The following is an 18,134-nucleotide window of genomic DNA, read 5'->3' as shown; positions in this document are numbered from 1 at the left end:
AGCGGCCCTCAGATGAAGGCCGCCAAGCCTTGACTACTTACAATGAACCGTGGAACGTCCGGTTGATGACGTCGATCTGTTGTTCACGTGTCAACTTGATGAAGTTGACCGCATATCCAGAGACACGAATCGTGAGTTGTGGATATTCTTCCGGATGCTCCATCGCATCGAGCAACGTCTCACGGTTGAAGACGTTGACGTTCAAGTGATGTCCTTTATGTTCGCCGCCCATATAACCGTCAAGGAGTGCCGCCAAGTTGAGTTCACGAGCTACTTCTTCTTTACCAAGTGCTTTCGGTACGATCGAGAATGTGTATGAGATCCCGTCTTGCGCATGCTCGAACGGAAGTTTGGCGACTGAAGAGAGCGAAGCGGCAGCGCCTTTCGTATCACGGCCATGCATCGGGTTCGCACCTGGCGCGAATGGTTCGCCGGCACGGCGTCCGTCCGGTGTGTTCCCTGTCTTCTTGCCGTAGACGACGTTTGACGTGATCGTCAAGACCGATTGGGTATGGAGCGCGTCACGGTACGTTTTATGTTTACGCACTTTTTCCATGAACGACTCAACGAGTTCGACGGCGATTGCATCGACGCGGTCGTCGTTGTTTCCGAATTTAGGGAAGTCGCCTTCCGTCTCGAAATCGACGGCAATGCCTTGTTCGTTGCGGACCGGTTTCACGGTCGCATATTTGATGGCCGATAGACTATCTGCCGTGACCGAGAGGCCGGCGATTCCGCATGCCATTGTCCGTAAAATCTCAGGGTCGTGGAGCGCCATCTCAATCCGTTCGTACGCATATTTATCATGCATGAAGTGGATGACGTTGAGCGTGTTGACGTAAAGTTCGGCGAGCCAATCGAGTGTCCGGTCGAAGTCGGCATACACTTTGTCGTACGTGAGCACGTCTTCGGTGTTCATCTCCCAAACCGGCGCGATTTGGTCGCCACTCTTCTCGTCACGTCCTCCGTTCATGCTGTAAAGGAGTGCTTTCGCCATGTTGGCACGGGCTCCGAAGAACTGCATCTGTTTCCCGATCTTCATCGGTGACACACAGCAGGCGATGCCGTAATCGTCGCCAAACTCTGGAAGCATGAGGTCGTCGTTCTCATATTGGATCGCAGACGTCTCAATCGACATCTTCGCGCAATATTGTTTGAATCCTTCAGGCAATTTCGTTGACCAAAGCACCGTCAAGTTCGGTTCTGGTGCAGGGCCGAGGTTCGTAAGCGAGTGCAAGAAGCGGAACGAGCTCTTCGTCACGTTCGAGCGACCATCCTCACTCATCCCACCGATTGACTCGGTCACCCACGTTGGGTCACCTGAGAACAATTCGTTATAGTCAGGTGTGCGCAAGAATTTGACGATCCGGAGCTTCATGATGAAGTGGTCGACGATTTCTTGAACGTCCGACTCGGTCAAACGACCTGCTTCGATATCACGCTCTGCATAAACGTCGAGGAACGTCGAGACGCGTCCGAGCGACATCGCGGCACCGTTCTGTTCTTTGACAGCCGCGAGATAAGCAAGATACACCCATTGGTACGCCTCTTGTGTATTTTCAGCTGGACGGCCGAGATCAAACCCGTACGCCGCACCGAGCTGTTTCAATTCTTGAAGGGCCCGGAGCTGCTCAGACATTTCTTCACGTGTCCGAATATCTGACTCTGACAAGAAACCGCCACGGTTGGCCAAATCTTTTTTACGTTCTGCAATCAAGAAGTCTAACCCGTACAAGGCAACACGACGATAGTCGCCGATGATCCGTCCGCGGCCGTAAGCGTCAGGAAGGCCTGTGATGATGCCCGACTTACGCGCCGCCCGCATCTCTGGTGTGTACGCATCGAATACACCTTGGTTGTGCGTTTTGCGGATTTCCGAATAAATCTTTGTGATTTCAGGGTTTGGCTCGAAACCATATGACTCAAGGGCAGCATCGACCATCCGGATTCCACCGTTTGGATGAATCGAGCGTTTGAACGGCTCGTCCGTTTGAACGCCGACCACTTTCTCGAGTTCTTTGTTTAAGTATCCCGGTCCGTGCGAGACGATTGTTGATGGGTTGTTTTGATCGACCGCCCAAACACCACCGCGCTCCCGCTCTTCTTTCGTCAATTCCATCACTTGTGCCCAAAGACGGTTCGTCGCTTCGGTCGGTCCTGCTAAGAACGAATCGTCCGATGTGTACTCGTGTCGGTTCAAACGGATAAACTCACCAACGTTCACTTCGTTCGTCCACTGCCCAGGTACAAATCCTGACCAGGCTGATTTAATTTCGGTTGCCATTGTGGGTCACTCCTCATAGTTGAGATAACTGCGTGCTTTCTATAAGTTGAGTGTACGTGAAAACGTGAACATTATGTTTTACATTCTTGTGAAAGTTGTAACAATCTCATGAACGTTGGCATAAAGCCGTTTTTGTAAGCGCTTCAAATACTGTTATATTGCAAACTCAATCACTTCTGAAACAGATAAGTCTTGTTGGAATAGGATTCTACTCGTTTCTGTACCATTTCAAATAGGATGTGTCGATTTATACAGTTTTTAGAGTGATGTACCTCACACCTCGGGGATAGAACTTGAATTTTTGCCTTATATCGGACACAATGAAGGCAGAACATTGTAGAAGAGGAAGGGGTTCTTCCCATGACGTACGAATTATTGACACCCGCTCACGACTTGAAGACAGGTGACCGGATCTCTCTTAAAGTAGAAGAGAACGGGGAACAGCGTGACGGATTTATCACTGAGTTTGAAGAAGCAGGTTTTTGGATTCGCTTTGACGACGACATCGAAAACGAGGATTTCATCGATTACCGCGATCACTTGCTCGCGGCGCTTATCTCGCGCCCGATTGACGTGGCAGCGACGTATCCGGAGCTCGCTTCATACGAACGGTTGACGAAAGAATTGCAGTATCGTGTCTATCAAGGCTTCACCGTCGAAGGCGTCGAAGCGTCGACTGACCAGATCGATGTACACATCAAACTCATCGAGGACGGACAGACGTTCACACAGACACTCCGCTCTTCATTCGACCAAGACACAGAACATGTTCGGTATATCTAAGACAGGGAGCACTTATGCTTCCTTTGTTTTTGCCCAACGATAAGGAGAAATGATATGAACTTTACAAAACCATTTATTAACGAAGCCTGGGATCGCCTTGGCTTTACTGAACCGATGCCAGTCCAAGCCGAAGCGTTCCCGCTTCTGTTGGACGGAAAAGATGTCACGATCGAAGCGCCGACAGGAACCGGGAAGACGCTTGCTTATTTGTTACCCGCCATTGAAAAAATCGACGCGTCGAACGACCGCATTCAAGTCGTCATCGTCGCACCGACGCGTGAACTCGTCATGCAGATTCAAACGGTCGCGCAACGCTTCACCGAGAAAGGTGACGTCCGCATCGCCTCGTTCATCGGCGGCGTCGAGTTGAAACGTCAAATCGACCGGTTGAAGAAAAAACCACATTTGATCGTCGGGACACCAGGTCGACTCGTCGAACTCATTGAGAAGAAGAAGTTGAAACTTCACGAGACGCACACGATCGTCCTCGACGAAGCCGACCAAATCATCGATAGCGGTTTGACAGAATCGGCTGAGCGGATCATCAAGCACACAGCGCATGAACATCAAATCGCCCTCGTCTCGGCGACGCTCACGGACACGCTTCAAGCGTGGGCTGCCCCGTTCTTAAAAGAGCCGGCACACGTGAAAATCGAGCGGGCCGTGAGCAGTCAAGTCACGTACGGCTACATGTTGACGACACGCCGCTACAAACCCGAGTTGCTCCGCCGTCTGTCGCATGTCGACAACGTCAAAGCGCTCGCCTTCATCAATAACCGCTCGTTCTTGCCACCGTTGAAAGGTGAGCTCGACAAGATGAAAGTGAACTATCGCATGCTCGACAGCTTGAAAGGGAAGCGCGAACGTGTTGAAACGCTTCGTGAGTTCCGGAAAGGCGACTATCCGCTCCTCATCACGACAGGTCTCGCAGCCCGTGGGCTCGATATCGAAGAAGTGACACACGTCGTCCATTTCGACTTGCCAGAATCGATTGATGACTTCATTCACCGCTCGGGCCGGACGGCGCGCGGGAACGCGGCAGGGACTGTTCTCTCGCTCGTAACGGATGAAGATTTGACGCATTTAAAGTCGTTCGCCCGTCAACTCGGCGTCGAATTGAAAGAGCTCGAGATTTATCGTGGCGACGTCATCGAGAAGCGCATCGAGGATAAACCGCCGGTCGTCAAACGCCCTGCGAACAAGCGAGGACCGCGTCGATGAAAAAAGACCGGAAAGTAATTCCATTCCCTTTGCTCGTAGAAGAGTCCGAATTGCTGGCCGAGCTGAAAAAGTTATACGAGCAAGCCGCGCTCGCGCGCAGCACGCAATGGACGAACTATATACAAGAAATCGCCTCGGAAGGCACATGGCATTTGAAAGACGCGGAGCTGTTCCGCGACTTGTTCATCGATTGGGCCGTCTTCTTCGAGACAGACGAGGACGGGATGACGCCGCACGGACGCTACTTGGCGGACCATAAGGCTGACATGTCTCCCGCCCTCTATCACGCGCTCCGGGGCTTGGCGGTCCCGCGCTGTTCGGTCTTCGAAGTGACCGAGGACGGTTTACGTGACTGGGAGACAAAAGAGACATATCGCATCAACCTCCCCGAAAAACGTGAAGTCGGTGACATCATGCTCGGCAAGCTGCTCGATATTCGCGGCAGCTGGCGGTTCGGGTCGGCGTTCCTCGCCCTCCCGGCGAAGATGGCCGGTAACGTGTCGGACCTGTATATCGACTTCACCGATGAGGTCGGTCCGGGTGCGTTCCTCGACCAGTTCCCCGAGTTTTGTGCGGAACTGATCGACATGTTGCTTGATCTAGAAGAAGGGGTCATTATCCCGAAACCGACCACGTAAAAAGAGGCAGCTCTCGCGCTGCCTCTTTTTTAATAGACATAGTATTGGAATGAGTCGGGATTGACCTCTTTCCCTGTCACGGTCGCCTCTGAGACGAGGTCGGCTCCGTCATAGACATCGACTTTGGCCCCATCTTCTGTCGGACTCACATGGTAAAGCAACCCATCGTAATAACTTGCTGTCCCGACTTCGTCTTGAATGATTGTCCGTGACGTTTCGGTTAACGTTTTTAAGTTGATATTCGTCTCCGTCCCATCGGCGAGAAGGGCCTGATACGTATCCCCGAATACGCTAGTTGCAATTGCTTCTTGCTCAACATCTAATGAAACGACCCGATTTTCTTCGACGTCGTAGACGTATAAGCCAGATAAAGACATATGTTCTGAATACGCTTCACCATCGTCTGCCTCGACCGTCTCTAAGCGTGTCGCTTGAATCGGGATGTAGCGATTGTCTTTCCCGATTGTCGTTCGCTGACCATCACCTAACGCGAATCCCCACGTTTCACCCATCACGTATTCAATGAGCATACCATCACGTGCGATTTTTTTCGTGTCAATCGTTGTTGTCGCTACGTCGAGCACCGCCACATGCTGATTCGTCAGTTCATAGTTTTCGTTATACACGATATGAACAGTACCGTCATAAACAAACATTCCGCCCCATCCACTGTCGACAATCGACTGTACGTTAGGAAACTCTGTCCGTTCGACCATATTCCCGTCTTTCGATTGCAATAATACGAGCGTGTCTTGGTCTTTTTGTCCGATAGCCACATAGCCGTCTTCCGTTTTAATTTGTTGCGTATAATTAAGTTGCTTTAAAGCACGAGCGAACGAGCGGTCTTGTCCCCCGATATCGCTTCGATATTGCATGACTTCGTCAATATAACTTCCATTGACAAATCGACTCCCATCAATAGACACCTCTACATCTTGACCCGATCGATCCATATCAGTAGCCGAGAGGCGTACCGCGCGATTTTTCCATACGGCCTCGTTCGAATCGACGTGTAACATCCAGTCGTCCTGGTTTTGTTCCCCATTGACGGCATATGTACCGATTCCCGCTACGATGATTGCGCCTAAAGCTGCGATATTCAGTATACGTCTCATGTCACTTCACCTCACACACTTATTTTTTTTTGTAAGTACTGTCGCGCAATTATCGTCAATGTCGCAACGCTGAAGAGAAACCCTATAACGAGGATGAGTGCGAGCTCATCCATAAACAAATATTGTTCAACGATATAAAAGATGGTTGATGGAATCGCGAGGACGCCTCCGATGAGCACGATGGACACGAGCGGAGAAAAGATTGTTCGTTGCCATAAGCTCCGTTCCACCAATACGAACGTGAAGACTGTTAAGACGACGAAAGCGATAAGCATCACATGGATGATAAAATTGACGAATGATGTCGGATATAAAAGGGAGAACACATCTAGTTGTCGAATGTCTGCGAACGTATCTTGTTGTCGTATCCCCTGTCCATCCAACCACGTTGTGAAAATCTGATATTCGATAACGAGCGCGAACCATTGCACGGCAATCAGCCCTAAAATCATCATCATGACCGTGATGAATTTCGAGATGAACAGTTGAATCCGTTTCGTGGGTAACGTCAGTAAGCGCATCATGAACGTGCCACGGCCCCAAAATTCTCGATACCAAATCCAACCACTAAAGACGAGCATCACGATGAGTCCACTCCCAATCGACAAAATGTAAGGAGTGCTCATGAGATAGGAATGAAACACTACCAACAAGCTTTGACCTTCACGTCTGTATTCTTCATTCAGTACTGTATTCCGCCATAGAAAGACGGCCAACCAACCGAATTGAATCGTCATCAATACCCCTAGCAACAACCCGTACATCTTTTTGACGCGATCGAGTTCCCAGCCAATCAATTTCAATAGGTTCATGCGCCGTACTCCTCTCTCATGACATCGACGATCGACTTTCCATGAATGAAGCGGACGTCCTCGACGTCGAACTCCCGAGCGATCCGTCCTCGATTCAACATGACAGCCTTGTCGACCAAGTATTCAATATCGTCAATCTCATGCGTCGTAATCAAGACGCCACGGTCTTCCATCAAGTCACTCGAGAACAACTCGACGATTTGTTCTTTTGAGAACACGTCAATCCCTGAGAACGGTTCATCGAGCAATAAATAATCCGGGTCTTGGGCGATCCCGAGCGCCAAGTTCACTTTGGCGAGCGTCCCTTTCGACAGCTCGTTCAACTTGTCTTCCGGGAACAGCTTGAACTCGTCGACGAGACGCGCGAACAATTTCGGGTCGAACGTTGGATAAAAGTCGCGCATGAACGCCTCGCACTGCTCGATTGTGAAATGGATCGGGAACGTCGAGTGGTCCGGTACGAACGCGACGCGATTCAAATCGATCGGTTTTCCGTCGACGAGCACCGTCCCCTGATCGAACGGTGTCAGTCCCATGATGCCTTTGAGAATGGTTGACTTCCCGGTCCCATTCAAGCCGATCAGGCAGGTGATTTCCCCTTTTTGAGCCGTGAACGACACATCTTCGATGACTTGTTTTTTGCGGTAACGTTTTTTAACTCCCAGTACTTCGATCATCGAGATTCCCCTCTCCGTATTGCTGTTTGATTTTATCGACGAGTTCATCCATCGTGACGTCGAGTTCTTGAATCGATTCGACGAAGACGGCGATCGCCTCATCGACGAGCTCGGTGCGGATGCGTTTCAATACATGTTCATCCGTCGTCACTCGGCTCGGACGGTTCCGTTCGGTCGTAATCAATTGTTGTTCCTCCATCTCTTTGAACGCCTTTTGGACGGTGTTCGGGTTAATTTTCAGTTCGGTCGCGAGTTCTCGCCGCGACGGCATCTCTTCGCCCGCCTGCAGTTCACCAAGCACCATCTTCTTTTTGAAGTGGTCGACGACTTGGATGTAGACGGGAGCTCTCGTGTTGAATTGTATAATCATATGGTCACCTCTCTAAGTGTATGATGCGACTAATACACTACCTAACTGTATTATCACCATAGTACACTAACAGAGTCAACCGTTTTTTTCCAAAACAAAAACGCATCCGCTGCTCATGCGGATGCGTCAACTAGATCGAATGATGTGATCGGCTTTGGCTTTCGGATTGACCGTCTTGAGATAATGCGCTTCTCCCGGCCAATATCGGCGCTCATACTTGTAAATACGCTCCGACAAGTCGCCGATATACGTATCACGATGCAGGACACGTTCATACCGGACCTCTTGCGGACAGTCGAGATAGACGACGTAATCGAAATAAGTGTGCCATTCGTCACGGAGTAAAAAGATGCCTTCAATCAGGATGAGCGCGTTCGGAGCAATCTCAACCGTTCGCATGATGACCTCATCCCGGTCTCGTTCATAATATGGCAACGTCAGCGTCGTCTGCCCTTCGTGAAGCGGTTTGAATAGCGTCTCCACGAGCAAATCGACGTCCCATTGGAGCGCATAATATTCCATCGCTTCCGGTTGTCCCGTCTCGTAACGCCGGTGTCGTTCGACGATGAAGTCATCGATATGTAGCACCACTTCATTCGATGAGGTCCCGCGCAACTTTTCGACGAGCGTCGTCTTCCCGGCTCCGCTCAAGCCATCGATGGCCACGATGAACGGACGGTCTTGTGGATGCTTGGCATATTCTTGGCGAAGTGTGTCCCGTAAGGTGTCCATCTCCTCATCCCCTTCCCACAAAAAAAAGTCAGCCGCTAGGGCTGACTTCAGTTTACCAAAGCATCCAACCTTTCGCTCCCGGAGGTGCACTTTCAATCAAGTGCCAAATCGGGATCGTGTAGGCGAAGGCGATCAAGACGAACGTGACAGTGATCCAAAGTTTCCAGTTCTCGAAGAAACGAGGCGTCTCCATCGCTGCCTCTTCCGTCTCAGCGAGCGGGAACTCCTCTTCTCCTTTCGGCGCGAGGAACGACAAGTTGAACATCGAGTAGACGAAGATGAAGACCGAAATCAAGAGAATCGTCCCACCGATCGCCATGGCGATATGGTACGGAATCCATTCGCGCGTGAGTGCGTCCGAGAAGTATGTCGCTGGACCAGTCCGACGCGGGTTACCTTGTAGACCTGAGATGTGCATCGCATAAGACATGATTGACATCCCGAACGCCCACGTTCCCGTTTGAATCAATCCGAGTCGGTTCATCGATTTCGTGAGTGTACGACCTCGAAGGACAGGAACGAGCCAATACGCAGTACCGAAGAACGTCAAGGCGACGGCCGTCCCGACTGTGATATGGAAGTGGCCCGTGACCCATAGTGTATTGTGGACCATCGCGTTCAATTGGTGTGACGCGTTGATGATCCCACCGGCACCTGCCGGAATGAAGAACAACATCCCGACGAACGGCGCGAGGAAGCGGACATCCCCATACGGCATCTTCTTGACCCAACCGAATAGACCGCGGGCACCGAGTGCGCGACCGCGCAACTCGAACGTCGCAAACAGCGAGAACGCCGTCATGAACGACGGAATGACGACGAGGAACGTCAAGATGACTTGAACGAACTTCCAAAACGGATCAATCCCTGGCTCTGTCAACTGGTGGTGGAAACCGACCGGGAACGAGAACAAGAGGAACAAGAGAAACGCCATCCGCGCGAGTGCATCCGAGAAAATCTTCCCGCCGATGACTTTTGGTACGACAGTATACCAGACGATATAAGCCGGCATGAGCCAGAAATAGACGAGCGGGTGACCAAAGTACCAGAAGAGCGTCCGTGACAACTCGATTCCGACCGTGTCTTTCCAACCGAGCGAGAGCGGGAGCAGTTGGAACAAAATCGTTCCGGCGACACCGAGCGTGGCGATGACCCATAGGAGCATCGTCATGATACTCATATACGCTGGTAGTGGCGGATGAACGCCCGGATTCTCTCGTTTGTAGTCGGCATACATCCGGAACATGGCGAACGCAGACAACCAGGTACCGACGACGAACAAGACGAGACCAATATAGAAAATCGGGTCTGCCATGAGCGGTGCGTAGAACGTATACAATACAGTCGCTTTATTGGCGAGCACCATGATTGTGACGAGCACGGCGCCAGCGATGATCATCCAAAATCCGAGCCAGGCGACCCGGGTCGGGAACGACTCAAAACGTCCGAACGACTTGGCGAGGAGCGCGTAAAGAAGACCGATGATGAACATCGTCGTGAAGACGAGACCGAGCATGATTCCGTGTGCGGTCAACAATTGATAATAGCCGAACACTTCCGGAATGACACCTGTCCGGATGAGCGTTTGCATGAGTCCTGCCAAACCGCCAATCAAGACGGCGAGGACTGAGATGACGACGTGGGCGTATGCGAGGCGTGCTTCTTTGGCACCTATACTCGGTACCGGGACGCCGCGCTCCATTTCCCACTGCTTTAGTTTTGAGGCTACGTCATTCATTTAGTCCACCACCTTAATTTTTGTCGACATCATATGATGTCCGGTTCCACAGTATTCGTTACATAAAATCAAGAACTCGCCTGCCTCATCAAACGTATACGTGAGCGAGTTGATATGGCCGGGTACGACCATCATGTTGACCGGAGTCCCCGTCAACTGGAACCCATGGACGACGTCCGGTGAGGTGACGAGAAACGTGACTTTCGCACCTTTTGGAATTTCCACATTGCCCGGTGTGAACGTGAACGCTTGAGCGACCATGACGAGTTCATACTCGTTGTCGCCGATCTGATGAAGCCCTGGTTTGTCGAACGGTGCGGTTTGATGCACTTTTGCCGGGTCGATCAAATCAGCGTCCGAGGCTGGCTGATTCCCTGCCGCGAACGCAGAGATGCCGAGCACTGTCAAAAAGACGCCTAATAGAATAATGCCGAATACTAACCAATACTTCTCAAGTTTATGAATATGCATCGTGCTTCTCTCCCTTGCTCGTTATCGTGTCACAAATAAGTAAAAGACCGACGACCACATGGCAATGATGACGCCAGCGACAATCATGACCGATGTGAACGTGCCTTTTAAGTTCGGTTCTTGTCCATCGTTTTTCTCCACGTGAAGGACCCCTTTCCCTTTGATTTCCACTCTCATTGTATGAAATGGGACGTGGATTAATATGTGACATTTGTCACTTCAAAAGTGACAATCACATCAAATTCGCGTAGTTTTCACACATAAAGTTCACATTTAGAAAATAGGCATAAAAAAAGGCGATTGCTCCGATATCGGTCGGTCCAATCACCCGTTTCTTCTCTTATGTTGTGACAACACGATTTGTCTGATCCTCTACAAAACGGATAGACAAATAGCACATCAAAGCCGACAAATGCCTGCGGGACAGCCTTCGCAATAACATAGTTCTTTTAAGAAATCGATGTCATGCAACACCATCGACGTCGGAGTCGTCGTCAACACACCTTCTTTACGCCACTGGTTCATCATTCGATTGACCGTTTCTCGAGGCGCACCAATCAATTGACCGAGTTCGCCGTCAGATGGATGTTTCGGGACGACGACCCCCTCCTGCTCCTCCACGCCGTGCATCGCCGCCATGCGAAGCAACGTCGAGGCGAGCGCACCTGGCTTCCCGTAGAGCAACAAGTCACGTAGTTTCATCTCGGACTGTTTACGCATCATCGACGTCCAACGCAACACCTCCGAGGCCAGTTGCGCATCTTGACGAACGAGCTCGTCCATCTCTTGTTTCGAAATCCATCCGATGACACTGTCCTCAGTCGTCTCGATACTATATGAGCTTGGGAACACCTCATCGATATCGAACTCTCCAAAGAAATCGTCAACTCCGTATATGAACATGATGAGCGAGCTTCCTTTTTTCGTCAGCTTCGTGAATTTGACGGTACCGCTCTTCAAGTAAAAGAATTTACTGCATTTTTCGCCTTCCCAACAAACGATACTTGCTTTCGAATATTCTTGAAACGTCATCATCTCGAATAATAGCTGTTTCGTCTCTTCTGAAAAAACGAAGCTGTTCGGTTGGGTCGTCCCACATTTCATAGTCATGTTGTCTGCTCCCTCCACTGGTCTCATGCCTAATCAGGCCTCGTGCGTGATCTATGGCTTTATTATACAGGAGGAAAATGGACATTTTCATAAAAGTATGTGACATTTCAAACAATCTTCTCATGTTTTCGTTCACAAAAAAAAGACTGCAGGAAGCCTGCAGTCCAATCCAATCATCGGTAGACGAGTCGAATCAATTTCTCGGCCCCTTTAAAGTTTGGATAACGAACCGGTAAATCAAATTTCGTCGTATTGCGCAAAATCGATTTGGCGTGACTGAACGTCTCGAAGCTGTAACGACCGTGATACGAGCCCATACCGCTCTCACCGACTCCACCGAACGGCAGGTTCGGGTTGGTCAAATGCATGAGGACATCATTGACACAGCCTCCGCCGAACGTGAGGTGCTTCATCACCGTCTGCTCGACCGTTTTTGTCTCTGTGAACAAATAGAGCGCGAGCGGGTGTGGACGTGCTCCGACAAAGTCGATCACGTCGTCGAGTTGACGATACGTGAGCACCGGTAAAATCGGCCCAAAGATCTCATCCTTCATGACGTTCGCGTCTTCTTCGATATCCGTCAAAACGGTCGGGGCGATTTTTAATTGATCGCGGTCGGTCTGGCCTCCGAAGAACACGTCGCCCTCAGTCAAATATCCGGTCAGGCGGTCGAAGTGTGTCACATTGACAATCCGTGTGAACCGCTTTGTCCCGACACCGTTCCCGAACATCGTGAACGCCTCGCGTTTAATCGCTTCGAGGAACGCCTCGCGTTTTGATTCATGGACGAGGACATAGTCCGGAGCGACACACGTCTGTCCAGCGTTCATCCACTTGCCCCAGGCAATCCGTTTCGCAGCAATCTCGATATTGGCATCGTCATGGACGATCGCCGGCGATTTCCCGCCGAGTTCAAGCGTGACCGGCGTCAAATGTTTCGCCGCCGCTTCCATGACAATTTTACCGACCGGTGTCGACCCGGTGAAAAAGATATGGTCCCACTTCTGGGCAAGCAACTCGGACGCAACGTCCTTGTCCCCTTCGACGCTGACGACGTAGCGGTCAGTGAACGCCCGTTCGAGCACTTTTGTAATCATTTGGGCGACGTTCGGTGTCAATTCTGAAGGTTTGACGACGGCCGTGTTCCCTGCGGCGATTGCTCCAATGAGCGGCGCGATCGCCAACTGAAACGGATAGTTCCACGGAGCGATCACCAATACCGTGCCATAAGGTTCATACATGACCTCACTTTTCGTTCCGAGATGGATCGCGGCGCCACGGACACGTTTCGGCCGCATCCAACGCTTCAACTCACGCGTCGTCCGTGTAATCTCGTCATAGACAAAACCGATTTCCGTCGTGAACGCGTCGAGTTCTGATTTGTTCAAATCCTGCTCCAACGCTTGAAGAATCTCTGCTTCATGATGCTTGATTGATTCTTTTAAAAACGTCAACATGCTGAGACGGAATGCGAGCGGCTTGGTCGCTTGCGTCCGAAAGAAGCGACGTTGTTTACGAATGAGCTCTTCAATGGTCAACTGTTCGATTGGTGCGAGCATAAATCTGCCTCCCTTGGATGATAGCGCTAGCTTCATCTTATCATTTCCTATTGCCCATCGACCATTTTGAACCTTCGAAACACGTCCAGTCTATCTGACAGGCACGTCACGTTTTTTCGTTTGCTGCATGACGACGAGAATCAAGCCAGCGGCGAGCAAGATGCCTCCGGTTACCGTAAATTTTTGCGTCACCGAGATGGAGAGCCAGCCTAAAAAAGCCGATCCCGTCACCGTTCCGAGCGAGAAGAAGGCATAAAAATAGCCGTACGACTTGCCCCGATTAGCTTGATTCGTCGCTTTAATCAACATCGTATTGATTGCCGGGAATAAAATCGCGAACCCGACGCCATACAAGGCGAGCACGCCGTACAGAAGACCCGACGTCTCAGCCCGGCCGATCAACAGTTGACTCACCCCGAGAATCCCGACACCGAGTGCCCCGAGCTTCGCCGGTTCGATTTGATCGAACAAACGGTTCGTCGGCAACACAAACACGAGCACCGCCATGATGCCGAACGTGCTGAGCAACGTCCCACTCAGACGAGAGTCATACCCGAGTGACTGCACGTATAAGGGAAGCAAGTACGCGAGCGCCCCTTGTGAGAACATCAACAGGAAAGCGCCGATATACGCCTTCACGACGTCACGATCGAGGCGCGACGGCTCTTCATCTGTACGATGGGAAGTTTCAACTGTTAACGTCGACGGGCGCAAAAAGACGAATGCGAGGAACGCGACCGCTGCCCCGTACAGCGCGACGTACGTGAAGACGACGGGTACGGTCGTCTGGCTCGCCATGATCCCGCTGAACGCCGGACCAACGATGGCTGCCAAACCGACAAAACTACCGGTCAACGCCACTTTTTTACCTTGACGGTTCGCGGCGGTCAAGTTGGCAGACAACGTGAACGCGGCCGGGACGATCAAGCCGGCGACAAAGCCGTGCACAATCCGGACGATGAGAAGCGTCGTCGATGAATCGACGAGGTGATATGAGATTAGACTGAGGCTCGATAGCCCGAGACCGACGAGCAAAATGACAATTGGACCAATCCGGTCGGTCCAAATGCCGGACAAAATATTCCCGAACGTGTTCGACAACGAATAGATGGCGATGACGAGACCGGCGATGAACGGTGTCGCTCCGACCGATGTCGCGAACGTGCTCATGACGGGAAGTTGGGCGAATAAATCAAAGAAAGCGAAAAAGACGATACTATAAATGACAAAAGCGGATGCTTTGTTCATGATCACAACTCCTTCGTACAGCTCGATGTTTGAACTGTTCGTTTCAGCTTCAGTCTAGCCTGCCGGTTTCACTTTGTATACACGAGAAAGCGCGCAGACACAAAAACGCCTTACAAACCATTGGTCTGTAAGGCGTGTTCATTAGTTTGTGACTTCGACCGCTGTGTCGAGTGCGACACGGATCATTTCGTCAAACGTCGATTGACGCTCTTCCGATGTCGTCTCTTCACCTGTCAACAAGTGGTCCGAGATCGTAAGGATCGTCAACGCGTTCACTTTATGTTTCGCAGCGAGTGTGTAGAGGCCTGCGGCTTCCATCTCGATCGCGAGGCAACCGAAGTCGGCCCACTTTTTGAAATGGTGGAAATCATCTTGGTAGAACTGGTCGGCCGTGAAGATTTGACCGACTTTGACCGGGATGCCGGCTTTTTCAGCATTCATATACGCACGATGTAGGAGGTCGAACGTCGCTGTCGGTGCATAATCCATCCCGTTGAAACGGACGCGGTTTTGACCCATCTCACTCGATGCACTCATGGCGATGACGACGTCACGTACTTTGACGTCTTCTTGAATCCCGCCAGCCGTACCGACACGGATCAAGTTTTTCGCGCCGTATGACATAATCAATTCGTTCACGTAAATCGACATCGATGGAACGCCCATCCCTGTCCCTTGGACCGAAATGCGTTTTCCTTTATATGTCCCTGTGAAACCATACATCCCACGGACCTCGTTGTAAAGCTCGACGTCCTCGAGGAACGTTTCCGCGATATATTTCGCGCGAAGCGGGTCTCCTGGTAATAATACCGTTTCTGCGATTTGTCCTGGTTCTGCCCCAATGTGTACACTCATGATTAAATTCCTCCTTCAAGATAGTCGTTGGCACTGTTCCCGATATTCATTGGGAGTGATGCCAACTTGTTTTTTAAAGACTTTCCGGAAATATTTATCATCCGAAAAGCCGACCGCTTGGGCGACTTCATAAATACGTTGTCTACTCGTCTCAAGGAGACGTTTCGCCTCGAGCATTCGGATCGACAGCAAGTATTCGGATAAGTTGACGCCGTACTGCTGTTTGAAGCGACGCGATATGTATTCGCGGCTCAAGTAAAAGCGCTCGCTCATCCCTTGTAAGCTGAGTTCTTCCGCATAATGGCGTTCGATGAACGCGCCAATCTGTAGAATCGGATCGTCTTCGTCAGGAGTGACGTCCGCGAGGGCGCGTGCGAGCGTCTCGTTCAAGACGTCTGGGTCAATCGGCTTCAGCAAGTAATCAAAACTACCGAGCTGAATCGCACGACGCATGTACGAATATTCGTCATATCCCGTCAATACGATCAGCTTAGTCGCCTCAGCTTCCTGATGAACCCATTCCATCAACTCGATGCCGTTACATCGAGGCATCTGCAGGTCCGATAAAACCAAAGCCGGCCGTTCCTTGGCGATGATTCGTTTCGCTTCTTCCCCGTCCTGCGCCTCAATCAATTTCGTGACACCGAGTCGCTCCCACTCCCCGAGCAGTTTCACCGCTTCCCGTACCGGCGACTCATCGTCGACGATCAATACTTTCGTCATGACGCATCCGCCTCCTTCACGGCCGGGAAACGCATGACAATACGAAATCCGCCTGTCTCTGGTGTAGCCAACATAAACTGAGCCTCCCGATTATAGTTTAACATGAGTCGATCCCGAATGTTCTTTAAACCGGTACCTTCTGTCCCATTCAAAGGCTGGGTCGACACCTCAATCCGTTCTTTTAACAGCGCCAACTCTTCGTCCGCTATGTCTCGTCCGCTATTCTCACATCGAATCACGAGGTCAGGTCCCACTTGGTGAATCCGGACCGAGAAGCGGTTCGATGCTGTCGCGCCATCCCGTTCGAACCCGTGCTTAAAGAAGTTCTCAGCAAGCGGCTGTAAAATCATCTTCGGGACGGTCAAGTCGAGAAGCGAATCAGGCACGTCGACCTCAATCTCAAATTGATCGGGAAAACGGACTTGTTGCAACCGAACATAAGACTTCAGATGGTCGACTTCACGTTTGAGCGTCACCATCGATTCGTCCGGATGCATCGTGTAACGCATCATCGAGGAGAGCTGGGTGATCAACCGATACACCGTCTTGCCGTCTCCTTTCAGGGCGAGCGTCCCAATCGACTGTAGGGCGTTGAACAGGAAGTGTGGGTTCGTCTGGGCTTGGAGCGCCCTCAGCTCGTTCGTTCGATTCTCAAGCGCCAGGCGATATTCTCGTTGAATCAAATCATCGATTCGTTCAATCATCCGCTTAAACTGTCGACCGAGCACACCGAACTCATCATTTCCGAGGGAATCGAATGAAACCGTCATATCCCCTTGTTCGATGCGCCAAATGTTTGAGGTGAGTGTCTTGATTGGCGTCGTCAAACGCATCGATGCGTACGTCGCACCAATCAACGCCAACACGAGCGACACCATCCCGACGACGAAAACGATGAACGACGTACGTGAAGCCGGCTCGGTCAACAGACGATCCGGAATCGATTTCCCGACGTAGAACGTTTGATTCTCAAACTCGAACGACTTGACGATGCGGTGGTACTTCCCATCGCTCGACAACGAGCTCGTCGATTCGTTCCGTGGAATCTCACCATCCCCGAGTTGAGCGAAGACTTGATTGCCGCCTCCGACGAACCAGAGGCTCTCGCTCGGGTTATTCTGTAGCGAGGCGAGCTGTCCGGTGAAGACGTCTTCCGGGATATCAATGGAAAGAATCGCGAGCGGCTGGTCCGTCTCGATTTTATCGAGCCGAAAATGGAGCGTGACGACCTCTTCTTCCGAGACGAGCGGCCCAAAATCATGATACGGCACGAGCGGATGCGATGCCTCGAGCAGAACGCGACTCTCTTCATCCTTCAACAGCTGCTGCTGAATCGCGCTCGGTTGTTTTTTCGATCGCGGCGACACTTTCATTTTATAGGCGGCGAACGAGTCCATGTCCTCGAGCATGAGCAGTTGAATCTGAGCCACATCCTCACGTGACAAGTACATCCCGAGGAGGGCACGCCGTACTTCAAGCTCGGTCTGTTGCAGGGACAGCCCCGGTCCGTATTCGAGAATATCGAGCACATCTCGGTTCGCATACAGACTCGTCGGCAGGCGGCTCAAGTCCGAGACATACCGCTCCATCTGCAGCGTCCCACGTTCAAGCGACCATTCGGTAAGTTGGAGCCCCCGCTCTCGCTCTCGGTCTTTGACGTACCAAAAAGAAATGACCGTCGCCAAAATGACGGGGATGATAATCGTCAAGGCGATCATCCCCGTCAATTTCGTCCGAATGCTCATCCACACATCGCCTCCTCGTTGTCATTATATCACGGTCTATGCAAGCGTTTGCA

Annotated in this window: 18 protein-coding genes; 3 read left to right on the top strand and 15 right to left on the bottom strand. The window is 51.2% G+C overall.

Annotation, left to right across the window (positions count from 1 at the left end; translation table 11 throughout):
* Positions 1–37 precede the first annotated feature (37 nt).
* On the bottom strand, positions 38–2,284 hold the full coding sequence (gene pflB, locus EVJ33_RS12835) for a formate C-acetyltransferase (RefSeq protein WP_131437744.1): 2,247 nt from the start codon (positions 2,282–2,284) through the stop codon (positions 38–40).
* Between the two features lie 360 nt (positions 2,285–2,644).
* On the opposite strand from pflB, the gene EVJ33_RS12830 reads away from it, so the two are divergent.
* Genes EVJ33_RS12830 through EVJ33_RS12820 form a run of 3 tightly spaced genes read left to right on the top strand, consistent with a single transcriptional unit; the run spans position 2,645 to position 4,926 of the window.
* Entirely contained in the window at positions 2,645–3,067 is a 423-nt protein-coding gene (locus EVJ33_RS12830; protein ID WP_131437742.1) for a hypothetical protein, read from the top strand.
* 54 nt (positions 3,068–3,121) lie between these two features.
* Positions 3,122–4,288 (top strand): DEAD/DEAH box helicase, encoded by a 1,167-nt coding sequence (locus tag EVJ33_RS12825; protein WP_131437740.1) that lies wholly within the window; start codon positions 3,122–3,124, stop codon positions 4,286–4,288.
* Positions 4,285–4,926 carry a hypothetical protein gene (locus EVJ33_RS12820; protein WP_131437738.1) on the top strand — a complete coding sequence of 214 codons (642 nt, stop codon included), beginning with the start codon at positions 4,285–4,287 and terminating at the stop codon, positions 4,924–4,926. The genes EVJ33_RS12825 and EVJ33_RS12820 overlap by 4 nt, the downstream gene beginning before the upstream one ends.
* A 29-nt stretch (positions 4,927–4,955) precedes the next feature.
* On the opposite strand, the gene EVJ33_RS12815 is transcribed toward EVJ33_RS12820, so the two are convergent.
* The 14 genes from EVJ33_RS12815 to EVJ33_RS12750 form a co-directional block, all read right to left on the bottom strand.
* Positions 4,956–6,041: a hypothetical protein gene (locus EVJ33_RS12815; RefSeq protein ID WP_131437736.1), complete on the bottom strand. Its 1,086-nt coding sequence runs from the start codon at positions 6,039–6,041 to the stop codon at positions 4,956–4,958.
* An 11-nt stretch (positions 6,042–6,052) separates the two neighbouring features.
* Positions 6,053–6,853, bottom strand: a complete 801-nt coding sequence (locus EVJ33_RS12810) for a hypothetical protein (RefSeq protein ID WP_131437734.1) — start codon at positions 6,851–6,853, stop codon at positions 6,053–6,055.
* Positions 6,850–7,530 carry an ABC transporter ATP-binding protein gene (locus tag EVJ33_RS12805; protein ID WP_131437732.1) on the bottom strand — a complete coding sequence of 227 codons (681 nt, stop codon included), beginning with the start codon at positions 7,528–7,530 and terminating at the stop codon, positions 6,850–6,852. The genes EVJ33_RS12810 and EVJ33_RS12805 overlap by 4 nt, the downstream gene beginning before the upstream one ends.
* Positions 7,508–7,900 (bottom strand): GntR family transcriptional regulator, encoded by a 393-nt coding sequence (locus EVJ33_RS12800; protein WP_131437731.1) that lies wholly within the window; start codon positions 7,898–7,900, stop codon positions 7,508–7,510. Before EVJ33_RS12800 ends, EVJ33_RS12805 begins: the two co-directional genes overlap by 23 nt.
* Positions 7,901–8,026: 126 nt before the next feature.
* Positions 8,027–8,632 carry a kinase gene (locus EVJ33_RS12795; protein ID WP_131437729.1) on the bottom strand — a complete coding sequence of 202 codons (606 nt, stop codon included), beginning with the start codon at positions 8,630–8,632 and terminating at the stop codon, positions 8,027–8,029.
* A 52-nt stretch (positions 8,633–8,684) separates the two neighbouring features.
* The gene (locus EVJ33_RS12790; protein WP_131437726.1) at positions 8,685–10,370 is read right to left on the bottom strand and encodes a b(o/a)3-type cytochrome-c oxidase subunit 1; all 1,686 of its coding nucleotides are present in this window, start codon (positions 10,368–10,370) and stop codon (positions 8,685–8,687) included.
* Positions 10,371–10,841, bottom strand: coding sequence for a cytochrome c oxidase subunit II (locus EVJ33_RS12785; RefSeq protein WP_131437724.1), 471 nt, complete (start codon positions 10,839–10,841; stop codon positions 10,371–10,373).
* A 21-nt stretch (positions 10,842–10,862) separates the two neighbouring features.
* Positions 10,863–10,982: a cytochrome c oxidase subunit 2A gene (locus tag EVJ33_RS12780; RefSeq protein ID WP_232819585.1), complete on the bottom strand. Its 120-nt coding sequence runs from the start codon at positions 10,980–10,982 to the stop codon at positions 10,863–10,865.
* Between the two features lie 258 nt (positions 10,983–11,240).
* Positions 11,241–11,951: a Crp/Fnr family transcriptional regulator gene (locus EVJ33_RS12775; RefSeq protein ID WP_131437720.1), complete on the bottom strand. Its 711-nt coding sequence runs from the start codon at positions 11,949–11,951 to the stop codon at positions 11,241–11,243.
* A gap of 173 nt (positions 11,952–12,124) precedes the next feature.
* Positions 12,125–13,510 carry an aldehyde dehydrogenase gene (locus EVJ33_RS12770; protein WP_131437718.1) on the bottom strand — a complete coding sequence of 462 codons (1,386 nt, stop codon included), beginning with the start codon at positions 13,508–13,510 and terminating at the stop codon, positions 12,125–12,127.
* A 90-nt stretch (positions 13,511–13,600) separates the two neighbouring features.
* Positions 13,601–14,758, bottom strand: a complete 1,158-nt coding sequence (locus tag EVJ33_RS12765) for an MFS transporter (RefSeq protein WP_131437716.1) — start codon at positions 14,756–14,758, stop codon at positions 13,601–13,603.
* A 141-nt stretch (positions 14,759–14,899) separates the two neighbouring features.
* The gene (gene deoD / locus EVJ33_RS12760; RefSeq protein ID WP_131437714.1) at positions 14,900–15,613 is read right to left on the bottom strand and encodes a purine-nucleoside phosphorylase; all 714 of its coding nucleotides are present in this window, start codon (positions 15,611–15,613) and stop codon (positions 14,900–14,902) included.
* Between the two features lie 15 nt (positions 15,614–15,628).
* A complete protein-coding gene (locus tag EVJ33_RS12755; RefSeq protein WP_131437712.1) occupies positions 15,629–16,336 on the bottom strand; it encodes a response regulator transcription factor in 708 nt (235 codons plus the stop codon).
* Complete coding sequence (locus tag EVJ33_RS12750; protein WP_131437710.1) at positions 16,333–18,081, bottom strand: sensor histidine kinase; 1,749 nt, start codon at positions 18,079–18,081, stop codon at positions 16,333–16,335. Before EVJ33_RS12750 ends, EVJ33_RS12755 begins: the two co-directional genes overlap by 4 nt.
* Between the last annotated feature and the right edge of the window lie 53 nt (positions 18,082–18,134).

Source organism: Exiguobacterium sp. SL-10, assembly GCF_004337025.1.
In the GTDB taxonomy this organism is placed as follows: domain Bacteria; phylum Bacillota; class Bacilli; order Exiguobacteriales; family Exiguobacteriaceae; genus Exiguobacterium.
The sequence above is the reverse complement of the archived record's forward strand: the minus strand, read 5'-3'. Positions and strand labels throughout refer to the sequence as shown.

Coding starts and splice junctions, on each gene's coding strand:
- EVJ33_RS12775 (WP_131437720.1), bottom strand. CDS start 11,951: ATGACTATGAAATGTGGGACGACCCAACCGAACAGCTTCGTTTTTTCA.
- EVJ33_RS12750 (WP_131437710.1), bottom strand. CDS start 18,081: ATGAGCATTCGGACGAAATTGACGGGGATGATCGCCTTGACGATTATC.
- EVJ33_RS12800 (WP_131437731.1), bottom strand. CDS start 7,900: ATGATTATACAATTCAACACGAGAGCTCCCGTCTACATCCAAGTCGTC.
- EVJ33_RS12795 (WP_131437729.1), bottom strand. CDS start 8,632: ATGGACACCTTACGGGACACACTTCGCCAAGAATATGCCAAGCATCCA.
- EVJ33_RS12825 (WP_131437740.1), top strand. CDS start 3,122: ATGAACTTTACAAAACCATTTATTAACGAAGCCTGGGATCGCCTTGGC.
- EVJ33_RS12820 (WP_131437738.1), top strand. CDS start 4,285: ATGAAAAAAGACCGGAAAGTAATTCCATTCCCTTTGCTCGTAGAAGAG.
- EVJ33_RS12785 (WP_131437724.1), bottom strand. CDS start 10,841: ATGCATATTCATAAACTTGAGAAGTATTGGTTAGTATTCGGCATTATT.
- EVJ33_RS12790 (WP_131437726.1), bottom strand. CDS start 10,370: ATGAATGACGTAGCCTCAAAACTAAAGCAGTGGGAAATGGAGCGCGGC.
- EVJ33_RS12805 (WP_131437732.1), bottom strand. CDS start 7,530: ATGATCGAAGTACTGGGAGTTAAAAAACGTTACCGCAAAAAACAAGTC.
- deoD (WP_131437714.1), bottom strand. CDS start 15,613: ATGAGTGTACACATTGGGGCAGAACCAGGACAAATCGCAGAAACGGTA.
- EVJ33_RS12810 (WP_131437734.1), bottom strand. CDS start 6,853: ATGAACCTATTGAAATTGATTGGCTGGGAACTCGATCGCGTCAAAAAG.
- EVJ33_RS12830 (WP_131437742.1), top strand. CDS start 2,645: ATGACGTACGAATTATTGACACCCGCTCACGACTTGAAGACAGGTGAC.
- EVJ33_RS12770 (WP_131437718.1), bottom strand. CDS start 13,510: ATGCTCGCACCAATCGAACAGTTGACCATTGAAGAGCTCATTCGTAAA.
- EVJ33_RS12815 (WP_131437736.1), bottom strand. CDS start 6,041: ATGAGACGTATACTGAATATCGCAGCTTTAGGCGCAATCATCGTAGCG.
- EVJ33_RS12765 (WP_131437716.1), bottom strand. CDS start 14,758: ATGAACAAAGCATCCGCTTTTGTCATTTATAGTATCGTCTTTTTCGCT.
- EVJ33_RS12755 (WP_131437712.1), bottom strand. CDS start 16,336: ATGACGAAAGTATTGATCGTCGACGATGAGTCGCCGGTACGGGAAGCG.
- pflB (WP_131437744.1), bottom strand. CDS start 2,284: ATGGCAACCGAAATTAAATCAGCCTGGTCAGGATTTGTACCTGGGCAG.